This window comes from Bacillus sp. NPDC094077 (genome assembly GCF_050279465.1).
Lineage (GTDB): Bacteria > Bacillota > Bacilli > Bacillales > Bacillaceae_G > Bacillus_A.
Map to the genome: position 1 here is coordinate 57,635 of NZ_JBNNUF010000002.1, position 12,970 is coordinate 70,604.

Here is a 12,970-nt window from a genome sequence, read left to right on the forward strand (position 1 = left end):
AAAAATTACGATCTTAAGTGCTTTTTATTATTTAAGTTAGGAAGTTAAGCTAATAATTATTTATCACTTTCCTACAGAAAACTTTATATTAAGGAGTGTATGGAACAAAAGGAATGGATGGAGGTTAGTTGGAAATGTTAAATATTCTTCTATGGGAAAGTTTCTAAATTGTTGTTGTTCTATTAGTTGACGAGTTGTATATGTTATTTTACACTTGGATATGTGAATTTCAGCGGGAAGAATAGTCTACTTACATAAATATTGAGTAAGAAAGAATGTGAAATATTGAATGATTTGCAAAATGTAGGGGGGGGTTTCATGGTGACAATTAACCAAATGAATCCTAAAGTTGATGAATTTTTACATAACGCCAAAAAATGGAGGGAAGAATATGAGAAGTTGAGAAGTTTCGTTCTTGACTGTGAACTAGTGGAAGATTTTAAATGGATGCATCCTTGTTATACGTTTGAGAAAAAAAACATAGTTTTAATTCATGGATTTAAAGAATATTGTGCGCTTCAGTTTCACAAAGGTGCATTGTTACAGGATACTCACGGAATTTTAGTTCAACAAACGGAAAATACACAGTCGGCACGTCAGATTCGATTCACTAATATTCAAGAGATAATTGAAATGGAAACCATTTTAAAGAAATATATAAATGAAGCTATTGAAGTTGAAAAGAATGGTTTGAAATTGGAAGTGAAAGAGCGTAAAGAAATTGCCATTCCTGAAGAACTTCAAACTAAATTTGATGAAATGCCTACTTTTAAAAACGCTTTTGAGTCACTCACACCGGGACGACAAAGAGCATACATTCTTTATTTTTCTCAAGCTAAACAATCTAAAACGCGAGCATCAAGAATAGAAAAATATATTGAAAAGATTCTTGATGGAAAAGGATTAAATGATTGTACGTGTGGGTTGTCTCAAAAAGGGACTAACTGTGATGGATCACATAAAGCATTGAATAAGTAAAAATTGTAGTCAAACCTTTCGTTAAAGTCTTTCTGTAACGGTTACTTTAGTTGAAAAAGTAATTAAAAAAGTCGAATTTCTTAATATAAGGAATTCGACTTTTTTATGTTGAAAATTGTTTGAAGTTAGATGTAGGAGCTATGCAGTGATGCTTTTTAAATATTAAAAGTACCATAGAAATTTTGAAAATAAATTGATGGAAAGTGATAAAAGACTTGAGTGGGAGGTAATGGGGCATAACTGGGATTATAAAAGGTAGTACTACTTGGATGCGTGCCATGATGCCAAAATGAAGGGGTGGATTGCCCAGGAATTTGATATTCTTGCCAAGTTGCGGGAAGTTCAATACCAACATCGGAACTTGCTGTATGGACGGCGGGAACGTGTATTCCGGGAGTCGAAGGAACCGCGACAGTTACTCTTGATGATACCCACATAAAAATAATCACTCCTAAGTTGTGATAATAAATTAGTATATTCTTTTAACACGTATAAAGGTACAGATAAATAGGACTTTCGGTTAAAACATACGTACAAAGTCGTAAGACCGATTAAAGCTGATGGTGGACTATTTCATATGAAAAGATACGTCTTATTGCTGAGGGAAAAGAGATAGAGAAAATGTGAAATGGAGGTGTTAATCGTAATATTTTATATATTTATGGAGGTTTTTTATGGAACGATTGTGGACGAAATCATTTATTCAATGGAAGAAATTTAATTTAATTATGTAAAATAATAATTTTATTAAAAATAAATAAGTTTTATATAAGAATTATATTTAGAGGATAGTGAAATAAATATCATATAGAAACGAGTTGTACATGTGTACAGCTCGTTTTTTCTATTTCGTAATGAAAATGGGAGAAAATGATATATTCGGAGGGACTATATGTAATATCTTTATATTATGTTTTAAAAAGGTGTGTAAAGAAGTCTTTCCTTTCTTTGTAAAATATGAAAATTATTTTTAAAAAATTGTATTGTTACATCGGTAAAAGTATAGGAAACTTATCATTATAAAATAAATTGAAATCTTCTAAAAACTCTGATACATTGAAATAGAAATGTAGTTTCACAGTATTGTAAAGGCTTACAGTTGTGTGCACGAAGATCTATTAGGATTGGAGGAAATAATGATGAAAGCTGAAGAGAAATTTTCCCCGGGATTAGATGGTGTAGTAGCAGCGGAGACGAAGATTTCGTTTCTTGACACAGTAAAAGGTGAAATTGTAATTCAAGGGTATGATTTAATCGAACTCTCAAAAACAAAAGGGTATTTAGACATTGTGCACCTTTTATTGGAAGAACATCTACCAAATGAGGATGAAAAGGAAACACTTGAAAAGAAATTAAAAGAAGAATATGAAGTACCAGAAGGCGTATTCAACGTACTAAAGGCATTGCCTAAAGAAACGCACCCTATGGATGGGTTACGTACAGGTGTGTCTGCATTAGCTGGTTACGATAATGATATCGAAAACCGTTCGTTAGAAGTGAATAAAAGCCGAGGGTATAAGCTGTTAAGTAAAGTACCAAACATTGTGGCGAATAGCTACCATATTTTAAATAATGAAGAGCCGATTGAGCCACTTAAGGAATTGTCTTATAGTGCGAATTTCTTCTATATGTTAACTGGTAAAAAACCGACTGAATTAGAAGAGAAAATCTTTGATCGCTCTTTAGTTTTATATAGCGAACATGAAATGCCAAACTCTACATTTACAGCTCGCGTAATTGCATCAACACAATCAGATTTATACGGTGCATTAACAGGGGCAGTTGCATCGCTTAAAGGAAGCTTACATGGCGGTGCGAATGAAGCGGTTATGTACATGCTATTAGAGGCTGGTAATGTTGAGAAATTTGAAGAGTTATTACAGAAGAAACTATATAACAAAGAAAAAATTATGGGCTTTGGACACCGTGTTTATATGAAGAAGATGGATCCAAGAGCACTGATGATGAAGGAAGCTTTAAAACAGCTATGTGATGTAAAAGGTGATTATACACTATATGAAATGTGTGAAGCTGGAGAAAAAATTATGGAGAAGGAAAAAGGAATATATCCGAACCTTGATTATTATGCTGCTCCAGTATATTGGATGCTTGGTATTCCAATTCAACTATACACACCAATCTTCTTTAGTTCTAGAACTGTAGGACTATGTGCACACGTTATTGAGCAACATGCAAATAATCGTTTATTCCGTCCGCGTGTAAATTATATTGGCGAGCGACATGTACTTAGTAAATAAGAACAACTGGGGAGTTGTTAGCGCCGCCCGCCAGATGGGTGTTTGACCGACACCCATCATTAATAATAACGAATTTTCGACAGAAAGGGAAGAATAGCATGATTAAAACAAATGAAATTAAGCAAAAAGATGCACTATTAGAAGAAATTACCGATTATGTATTAAATAAAGAGGTTACTAGTGCAGAAGCATTTAGTACTGCTCGCTACGTATTACTTGATACACTTGGATGCGGAATATTAGCACTGCAATATCCAGAGTGTACAAAATTACTAGGACCAGTTGTACCAGGAACGATCGTGCCAAACGGTACACGTGTACCAGGTACGTCTTATGTACTAGATCCAGTAAAAGGTGCGTTTAATATCGGATGTATGATCCGTTGGTTAGACTATAACGATACATGGCTTGCAGCTGAATGGGGACATCCATCTGATAACCTAGGCGGGATTTTAGCTGTTGCAGATTATATTAGCCGAGTTCGTATTTCAGAAGGAAAAGAACCGTTAAAAGTACGTGATGTGCTTGAAATGATGATTAAAGCACATGAAATTCAAGGTGTATTAGCACTAGAAAATAGCTTAAACCGTGTTGGTCTTGACCACGTATTATACGTAAAAGTAGCAACAACTGCTGTAGTTGCGAAAATGCTTGGCGGAACACGTGAAGAAATCTTTAATGCATTATCACATGCGTGGATTGATAATTCTAGTCTTCGTACATATCGTCATGCTCCAAATACTGGATCACGTAAATCATGGGCAGCAGGGGATGCGACGAGCCGCGGTGTTCATCTTGCAATGACTGCTTTAAAAGGTGAAATGGGTTATCCAACAGCATTATCTGCACCAGGATGGGGATTCCAAGATGTATTATTCAATAAACAAGAATTAAAATTAGCAAGACCACTAGAGTCGTATGTAATGGAAAATGTATTATTTAAAGTTTCATATCCAGCAGAATTCCATGCACAAACAGCTGCAGAATGTGCTGTGAAATTGCATCCGGAAATTATAGAAAGATTAGATGAAATTGATCGTATTACAATTACAACTCATGAGTCAGCAATTCGAATTATCGATAAAGAGGGGCCATTAAATAACCCAGCTGATCGTGATCATTGTTTACAATACATTACTGCAATCGGTTTATTAAAAGGGGATATCGTTGCGGATGATTATGAAGATGAAGCAGCAAATGATCCACGTGTAGATGAATTACGTAATAAGATGGTTGTTGTTGAAAACAAACAGTACAGTTTAGATTACCTTGACCCGAACAAGCGCTCAATCGCCAACGCTGTTCAAGTTCATTTTAAAGATGGTACTGTAACAGAAAATGTAGAATGTGAATATCCACTTGGACACCGTTTCCGTAGAGACGAAGCGATTCCAAAAGTTGTTCAAAAATTCACTGCAAATATGGCAGGTCATTATTCTAGTAAGCAACAAGAAAAAATTCATGAAACTTGTCTAAATGAAGAAAAACTAGAAAATATGAACGTAAACGAATTTGTAGATCTATTCTTAATTTAATAATAGGGGGAATTTAGAATGGCTTGGGTTGTGAATAAACAGTCAACACAGGAGAAACTTGCGAATCGCTTCCGAGCTTTAGTAGAAGCACCTGAAATTTTACAAATTCCAGGTGCTCATGATGCAATGGCAGCCTTAGTTGCAAAAAATACAGGTTTTTCAGCTCTTTATTTATCGGGAGCTGCTTATACTGCAAGTAAAGGTCTACCTGATTTAGGTATCGTGACGTCTACTGAAGTGGCTGAGAGAGCAAGAGATTTAGTAAGAGCTACAGATTTACCGGTTCTTGTTGATATTGATACAGGATTTGGTGGTGTACTAAACGTAGCGAGAACCGCTGTAGAAATGTTGGAAGCGAAAGTAGCAGCTGTTCAAATTGAAGATCAACAATTACCAAAGAAATGTGGACATTTAAATGGTAAGAAACTTGTTACTACTGAGGAATTAGTTCAAAAAATTAAAGCGATTAAAGAAGTTGCACCAAGCTTATACATTGTAGCACGTACAGATGCTCGCGGTGTAGAAGGCTTAGATGAAGCGATTGAAAGAGCGAACGCATACGTAAAAGCAGGTGCAGATGCTATATTCCCTGAAGCGCTTCAATCAGAAGAGGAGTTCCGTCTATTTAATAGTAAGGTAAATGCACCTTTACTAGCAAATATGACAGAATTCGGAAAAACTCCATATTATAGTGCAGAGGAATTCGCGAATATGGGCTTCCAGATGGTTATTTACCCTGTAACATCACTTCGCGTTGCAGCGAAAGCGTATGAGAATGTGTTTACTTTAATTAAGGAAACGGGTTCTCAAAAAGATGCACTTTCTAATATGCAAACGAGAAGTGAGTTATATGAAACTATTTCATACCATGATTTTGAAGAATTAGATACTGGAATTGCAAAAACTGTGTTATCAGAGGATCAATAGATCAAACAACTAAGGCGATGAGAATACATCTTTGGCAAAAAGAACTGCTTGATGTGGAAATTCATCGCCTTCTGTTTTCAATAATAAGATATTCCACTCATCGTAGACGAGCATATGCAAAAAGCAATGAAGGCCGAAATGATAGGGGGATTCAGATGGAGAAAACGAAGTTACCATGGGATGAATTTTTTTCACTTAATAAAGATGTAAATCATACTTTCTTTACGCCAGAAGATTTTTCAGGGGATGAAGATTTAATCGCAAAAACAACGGAACAATTCGTTAAACAAGAAATTGTTCCACAATTGGAGAATATTGAACAACATAACTATAATGTTTCTCGTCAATTATTTGAGAAAGCTGGTGAACTTGGATTATTAAGTATTGAGGTACCAGAAGAATATGGCGGGTTTGAATTAGGAAAGGCAGTCTCAGGACTTGTAGCAGAGAAAATGGGATATGCTGGTGCATTTAGCGTTTCTTTTAATATACACGCTGGTGTAGGTACACTGCCTTACATATATTATGGAACGAAAGAACAAAAAGAAAAATATTTGCCGAAAATTGCGTCAGGAGAATGGGTTGGCGCTTATGCGTTAACTGAGCCAAATGCTGGTTCTGATGCATTAAGTGCAAAAACGAGTGCGGTATTAAATGAAGATGGAACAGCTTGGAAGTTAAACGGTGAGAAGCAATGGATTACAAATGCTCATATGGCAGATGTATACGTTGTTTTTGCGAAAACAAATAAAGGAATGACAGCATTTATTGTCGAAAGAACATGTGAAGGTGTATCCATTGGATTAGAAGAAAAGAAAATGGGTATTAAAGGTTCTTCAACGGCGACACTTATTTTAGAAGATGTAGTAATTCCAGCTGAAAATATTTTGGGGGAAGTTGGAAAAGGACACCACGTAGCTCTTAATATTCTTAACTTCGCTAGATTGAAACTTGCTTTTGGAAATATTGGAACAGCAAAGCAAGCAATCGGTTTGTCCGTTCAATATGGAAAAGAGCGAAAACAGTTCCAAACGGAATTAGTAGACTTTACGATGATTCAAGAGAAAATTGCAAATATGATCATTGCTACATATGGAGCCGAGAGTGCAGCCTATCGTACAGCAGGTGTAATTGATGAAGCAATTCATGAGAGTGATGAAGATCTTATGAAAAAAATGTCCCAATTTGCAATTGAATGTGCACTTAATAAAGTAAACGCTTCTGAAACACTTGGTCATATTGTAGATGAGGCTGTACAAATTCATGGTGGTTACGGTTATATGCAAGAATACGAAGTAGAACGATTATATCGTGATGCTAGAATCAGTCGTATATTTGAAGGAACGAATGAAATTAATAGATTAACAGTTGCTAAAATGTTAATGAAACAAATCGAACAAATAGAAGATGCTGAAGCCGAAATTGATGTAGCAAATATAGAAAGAAACCATCGTTACATATTATTAGCGAAAAAATTGTTGAAACAATCTTTGAAAACGCTCTCTAAAACTCCAGGATTAAAAATTGATCAAGAGCAAGAATATTCACGTGTATTATCAAATATGTTGACGGACGTGTACGTCATGGAATCAGCATTTTTACGTACGAGTAAAGCAATTAGTAAAAATGGTGAAGAAAAAGAGCGTACGAAACAAATGATAACGGATGTTATTTGTGAAGAAGGCTATCGTAAAGTAGAAGAAGCGGCGATTTCTATACTTTCAGCGGCTGTCACAGAAGAACAAGATAGACACACTATTTTAGCTGAAATCCGTCAATTATTAGTGCCTTTATACACGAACGTATTTACGAAAAAGAGAGAAATTGCGAAAGTTATTATAAATCGCGGGAAATATATTGTGTAATTAGGAGGAAAGCGCTATGAAAAAGATTGGTTTTATCGGTTTAGGTAACATGGGACTTCCAATGTCTAAAAATTTAGTTAAATCAGGTTACACAGTATACGGAGTGGACTTAAATAAAGAGGCTGAAGCTTCCTTTGAAAAAGAAGGAGGAATTATCGGCTTATCAATCTCAAAACTAGCAGAGACATGCGATGTAATTTTTACAAGTTTACCTTCACCTCGTGCTGTTGAAGCGGTATATTTTGGGGAAGAAGGATTATTTGAAAATAGCCACTTGAATGTCGTATTAATTGATACAAGTACTGTATCTCCGCAGTTAAACAAACAGTTAGAGGAGTCGGCGAAGGAAAAGAAAGTAGACTTTTTAGCAGCACCTGTTAGCGGTGGGGTAATTGGAGCAGAAAATCGTACATTAACGTTTATGGTAGGTGGATCAAAAGACGTATATGATAAAACTGAATCTATCATGGAAGTGTTAGGAGCGAATATTTTCCACGTTAGTGAACAAATTGATAGCGGCACGACTGTTAAATTAATTAACAATCTATTAATTGGTTTTTATACTGCTGGTGTGAGTGAAGCTCTAACATTAGCGAAAAAGAACAATATGGATTTAGATAAAATGTTTGATATTTTAAATGTAAGTTACGGTCAAAGTAGAATTTATGAGCGTAATTATAAAAGTTTCATTGCAACTGAAAATTACGAGCCAGGCTTTACTGTAAATTTATTAAAGAAAGATTTAGGCTTTGCGGTAGATTTAGCGAAAGAAAGTGAACTTCACTTACCAGTAAGTGAAATGTTATTAAATATATACGATGAAGCGAGTCAAGCTGGATATGGTGAAAATGATATGGCAGCTCTATATAAGAAAGTGAGCGAGCAATTAATTTCTAATCAAAAATAAATCATAAAAAGGAGAGAATATAATGATTACAACTGAAATTAAACGAGTAAAAAATCATATTAATGGCGAGTGGGTTGAATCAACGGGAACAGAAGTAGAAGCAGTTCCGAATCCAGCTACTGGAAAAATTATTGCTTACGTTCCGCTATCTCCAAAAGAAGACGTTGAAAAGGCTGTTGAAGCGGCAAAAGCGGCATTCGAAACATGGTCTAAAGTACCAGTTCCGAATCGTTCAAGAAATTTATACAAATATTTACAGTTATTACAAGAAAACAAAGATGAGCTTGCAAAAATCATTACGCTAGAAAACGGTAAAACGCTAACGGACGCAACTGGTGAAGTACAGCGTGGTATTGAAGCAGTAGAACTTGCAACATCGGCACCAAATTTAATGATGGGACAAGCTCTTCCTAATATTGCTAGTGGAATTGATGGATCGATTTGGCGCTATCCAATTGGAGTTGTTGCTGGTATTACACCGTTCAACTTCCCAATGATGATTCCATTATGGATGTTCCCACTTGCAATTGCTTGCGGCAATACGTTCGTATTAAAAACATCTGAAAGAACGCCACTTTTAGCAGAGCGACTTGTAGAGTTATTCTATGAAGCTGGTTTTCCAAAAGGGGTATTAAATTTAGTACAAGGCGGAAAAGATGTTGTAAATAGTATTTTAGAAAATAAAGATATTCAAGCTGTTTCGTTCGTTGGATCTGAGCCGGTAGCTCGTTACGTATATGAAACAGGTACGAAACACGGAAAACGTGTACAAGCGTTAGCAGGTGCGAAAAACCATGCGATTGTAATGTCAGATTGTAATCTTGAAAAAACAGTACAAGGTGTAATTGGATCTGCATTCGCAAGTAGTGGAGAGCGCTGCATGGCATGTTCAGTAGTAGCAGTAGTAGATGAAATTGCTGATGAGTTCATTGATGTATTAGTAGCAGAAACGAAGAAGTTAAAAGTAGGTGATGGTTTCAACGAAGAAAATTATGTTGGACCATTAATCCGTGAATCTCATAAAGAGCGCGTGTTAGGTTATATTAATAGCGGCGTAGCAGACGGGGCAACTTTATTAGTAGATGGTCGTAAAATCAATGAAGAAGTTGGAGAAGGGTACTTTGTTGGAGCAACAATCTTTGATGGCGTAAACAAAGAAATGAAAATTTGGCAAGATGAAATTTTCGCTCCAGTATTAAGTATTGTTAGAGTGAAAGATTTAGAAGAAGGTATTAAACTGACGAATCAATCTAAATTTGCGAACGGTGCTGTTATTTATACCTCAAATGGAAAGCATGCACAAACATTCCGTGATAACATTGATGCCGGTATGATTGGTGTAAACGTAAATGTTCCTGCACCAATGGCATTCTTCGCATTTGCAGGAAACAAAGCTTCCTTCTTTGGTGATTTAGGTACAAATGGTACGGATGGCGTTCAATTCTATACACGCAAAAAGGTTGTAACTGAGCGCTGGTTTTAATAAAGTGAAACTTTAACCAGTGGGGGGTGTCCATCCCCCACTGGTTATTAGCTCAAATCAACCAGATAAATTGTTAAATGAAAAACACCACTCTTAAGATGTGGTGTTTTTCGCTTTTATTAATTATTTTTTTCAAAAGCTAGTTTAATACCGAATCCAATTAAGACGATTCCTGTTAGCCCTTGAATATAACTTTGCGTCTTTGGTTTTTTCATAAAAGCACTAATTTTATCAATTAAAAATATATAAAAAGCGAACCAAATGACTGTTAAAACGAGATAAGTTAGGCCCATTACAAGAAGCTGAATAAATGTATTATGACTTGGATTTAAAAATTGCGGTAAAAAAGTTAAAAAGAAGACTGCAACCTTAGGGTTTAATAAATTCGTAAGAAACCCTTGGCGAAAACAAGAAGTATGTTCGTTATCATTATTCATAGATACTTCATTTGTATTTACACCTTCTTTGTTTTTTACTGCTAAAAGGGCTTTAATACCAATATAGATTAAATAAAGAGCCCCAACATACTTAAAAATAGAAAATAAAAGAGCTGACTTTACAATAAGTGCGGAAAGACCAATTACAGCAGCTAAAGTATGAATCAAAAGTGCAACACATGTACCGAACACTGTTTTAACACCGCCCATTTTACCAGCAACCAAAGTGTTTTTCGTAGCCATGGCTGTATCAGGGCCAGGTAAAATGATTAGACAAATAGACATAATGATGAAAAGTAGATAATTTTCTATCATAGTCGCCTCTCCTTTTTATTTTTAGAATATTCGATTAAAAATAGTGTAGCACAAAATTTAATTTAATAAAATTAAATTTTGTTAAAAATTATTAAATAAGAAGAGGCTATATTCGTAGAGGTGAATACACTACGAATATAGCCTCACTGTTATGCATTAAGTAAGTTAAAGAAACGATTTACATCTTCTTCTGAAACATCGCTTAACTGTTTATATTTATAATTCGGATTTTGATCTTTATCGACGACAACAGAGCGTACTCCTTCGAAGAAATCTTCATGTCTCATGAAATTTTTAGCAAGTATAAGGTCTGTAGCGAAACAGTCTTCAACAGATTTTCCTTCGCCATCTATAAGTTGTTTTAATGTTACTTTTAGCGAAATAGGTGATTTTGATAATAATATCTGTTTCGTTTGTAAGGCGAATTCGCTATCTTCTTTTTCTAATGATTGGATAATTTCTTCAATTGTTTGCAAGGCAAAGTGTGAATTAATTTCTTCTAATGAAGTAGCAAGTTTGCTTTCTAAGTTAGGAGTGGATGTAAATGTTTGAATAATCGCTTTTAAGCGAGTATGAACATCTTCAGCGTGCCAATTTACGTTGTCAAGTTCGGCTAGAAAAGTTGGTAATGAATCAGATGTCATAAAGTAATCAGCAGCATGAATAAATAATACGTCAGAAGCTTTTAAAATAGATGCTGTTAAAGCAACGTAATGGCCTGTATATCCAGGTGCTTTATTTAAGAAATATGCGGCGCCGACGTCTGGGAAGAAGCCGATGTTCATCTCAGGCATTGCCCATTTTGTGCGCTCTGTTACAATACGATATTTCGCACCATTTGTAAGTCCGACACCACCACCCATTACAATTCCATCTAAACAAGCGATAATCGGTTTTTTATATTGATAAATATATGTATCAATTTCATACTCTTCTTCAAAAAAACGTTCTGCATGTTGTAAGGCAACTTCGTTTGAACGTGCTTCGTAAAGAGTTTTAATGTCGCCGCCTGCGCAAAATCCTTTTGTGCCGGCTCCCTTTAATACGATAACCGCAATACGCTCATCGTTCTCCCACTCTTTAAGTTTTTGTCCAATGGGTTGTAACATATCATAAGATAAAGAATTAAGTGCTTTTGGGCGGTTTAAAGTAATTGATGCAACGCCGTTTTCACTAACAGAAAATAAAACGTGTTCAGTCATGATTCATCCTCCTTTACATATCTTCTTATTCTTAATTCTTGATATGTACTGAAATGTCCTTTATAAATTTTGTCTAAAGTTGACGGTAAGTGCTAATTTATCCCGCTATTTGTGGGAGTCATACTGCCCCTAAAAGCCCGATTAGTGTGGGCTAATAATCAGTGGGGGATGTCCATCCGCCACTGATTAAAGTTTCACTTTATCAACCGCATATTTTGACGAGTTATATTTGCAGGATTTCAGAGACTGAAGATGAATAATACAATATTACTGTAAGTTTAAATATTTGAAGTCATGGTGATAAAAGCGCTATTATATATTTGTATTATGTGCATTTAATCAGAAATAGAGAAAGGAGAAATCGGAATGCCAGGACCTTTATTATTGTCGGTTATTATTTTGTCATCATTAATGATAGGGATTACTCAGTTTTTTCATCATACAGATACGACAGAAGAAGTGAAGGATAAAGTACGTCTCGTATTTCCGATTTTTATAATATCTATTTCTTTTTGCATTTTATTAAATAAGGATGGATACATTGTAGCTGTATTTTCATTTTTTGTAGCTATTGTTTTAATTACAGTTTTATATTATGTAATGAAAGATTTTATACAAAAATAAAGATGTCACAATAGGCATTTTTATTTTGGACACATATAAAATTTCACATACCGTATTGCATATAAAAAAACATAAAACATAATACAATAGAAAAGTGTGCACTTTGCCGTGTATGTACTTGTCAATCTTGCATAGCCACTATACTATTAAAATGTAGAGATTATAAAAAGGGGTTGTATCTATTATGAAATTTGAGATGCACACAAAAATTATTTCAAATGAAAAAGAAGTAAGGTTACATATAGAAGAAAACATATTTCAATTAAACTTGGATGGCTATCACTTATTTACAGTTCAAGAAATATTGCCTTTATATAAATCAAATGAAGAGAGAATTGGTAGTGCAATTATACGAAAGTTAGAGTGGGAGAACGGAAAAACTACAATAAACTATCAACTCGTATCACTAAACTCAGTAAATTAAAAGGAGAAGGAAAAT

At 34.9% G+C, this 12,970-nt stretch carries 12 protein-coding genes; 9 read left to right on the plus strand and 3 right to left on the minus strand.

What is annotated here, in order from left to right; translation table 11 throughout:
* The first annotated feature begins 318 nt into the window (after positions 1 to 318).
* The gene (locus tag ACQKNR_RS05245; protein ID WP_427315905.1) at positions 319 to 978 is read left to right on the plus strand and encodes a YdeI/OmpD-associated family protein; all 660 of its coding nucleotides are present in this window, start codon (positions 319 to 321) and stop codon (positions 976 to 978) included.
* 155 nt (positions 979 to 1,133) lie between these two features.
* On the opposite strand, the gene ACQKNR_RS05250 is transcribed toward ACQKNR_RS05245, so the two are convergent.
* A complete protein-coding gene (locus tag ACQKNR_RS05250) occupies positions 1,134 to 1,415 on the minus strand; it encodes a hypothetical protein (protein ID WP_427315907.1) in 282 nt (93 codons plus the stop codon).
* A 699-nt stretch (positions 1,416 to 2,114) separates the two neighbouring features.
* Between ACQKNR_RS05250 and mmgD the strand changes: the two genes are divergently transcribed.
* The 6 genes from mmgD to ACQKNR_RS05280 all read left to right on the plus strand — a co-directional run bounded on the left by mmgD (position 2,115) and on the right by ACQKNR_RS05280 (position 9,953).
* The gene (mmgD, locus tag ACQKNR_RS05255; protein WP_427315908.1) at positions 2,115 to 3,236 is read left to right on the plus strand and encodes a citrate synthase; all 1,122 of its coding nucleotides are present in this window, start codon (positions 2,115 to 2,117) and stop codon (positions 3,234 to 3,236) included.
* Between the two features lie 98 nt (positions 3,237 to 3,334).
* On the plus strand, positions 3,335 to 4,771 hold the full coding sequence (prpD, locus tag ACQKNR_RS05260) for a 2-methylcitrate dehydratase (protein WP_427315910.1): 1,437 nt from the start codon (positions 3,335 to 3,337) through the stop codon (positions 4,769 to 4,771).
* A gap of 18 nt (positions 4,772 to 4,789) precedes the next feature.
* Complete coding sequence (gene prpB / locus ACQKNR_RS05265; protein ID WP_427315912.1) at positions 4,790 to 5,698, plus strand: methylisocitrate lyase; 909 nt, start codon at positions 4,790 to 4,792, stop codon at positions 5,696 to 5,698.
* A 155-nt stretch (positions 5,699 to 5,853) separates the two neighbouring features.
* Positions 5,854 to 7,563 (plus strand): acyl-CoA dehydrogenase family protein, encoded by a 1,710-nt coding sequence (locus ACQKNR_RS05270; RefSeq protein ID WP_427315913.1) that lies wholly within the window; start codon positions 5,854 to 5,856, stop codon positions 7,561 to 7,563.
* A gap of 16 nt (positions 7,564 to 7,579) precedes the next feature.
* The gene (locus ACQKNR_RS05275; protein WP_427315914.1) at positions 7,580 to 8,470 is read left to right on the plus strand and encodes an NAD(P)-dependent oxidoreductase; all 891 of its coding nucleotides are present in this window, start codon (positions 7,580 to 7,582) and stop codon (positions 8,468 to 8,470) included.
* 22 nt (positions 8,471 to 8,492) lie between these two features.
* Positions 8,493 to 9,953: a CoA-acylating methylmalonate-semialdehyde dehydrogenase gene (locus ACQKNR_RS05280; protein ID WP_427315916.1), complete on the plus strand. Its 1,461-nt coding sequence runs from the start codon at positions 8,493 to 8,495 to the stop codon at positions 9,951 to 9,953.
* Positions 9,954 to 10,072: 119 nt separating this feature from the next.
* Here the strand turns inward: ACQKNR_RS05280 and ACQKNR_RS05285 are convergent, their stop codons facing one another.
* On the minus strand, positions 10,073 to 10,705 hold the full coding sequence (locus ACQKNR_RS05285) for a LysE family translocator (protein WP_427315918.1): 633 nt from the start codon (positions 10,703 to 10,705) through the stop codon (positions 10,073 to 10,075).
* 149 nt (positions 10,706 to 10,854) lie between these two features.
* Positions 10,855 to 11,907, minus strand: coding sequence for an enoyl-CoA hydratase/isomerase family protein (locus ACQKNR_RS05290; protein WP_427315920.1), 1,053 nt, complete (start codon positions 11,905 to 11,907; stop codon positions 10,855 to 10,857).
* A gap of 366 nt (positions 11,908 to 12,273) precedes the next feature.
* Between ACQKNR_RS05290 and ACQKNR_RS05295 the strand changes: the two genes are divergently transcribed.
* Both ACQKNR_RS05295 and ACQKNR_RS05300 read left to right on the plus strand, forming a co-directional pair.
* Complete coding sequence (locus ACQKNR_RS05295) at positions 12,274 to 12,531, plus strand: hypothetical protein (RefSeq protein ID WP_001119406.1); 258 nt, start codon at positions 12,274 to 12,276, stop codon at positions 12,529 to 12,531.
* Between the two features lie 184 nt (positions 12,532 to 12,715).
* Complete coding sequence (locus ACQKNR_RS05300; protein ID WP_427315922.1) at positions 12,716 to 12,955, plus strand: DUF2584 domain-containing protein; 240 nt, start codon at positions 12,716 to 12,718, stop codon at positions 12,953 to 12,955.
* The last annotated feature ends 15 nt before the right edge of the window (positions 12,956 to 12,970 follow it).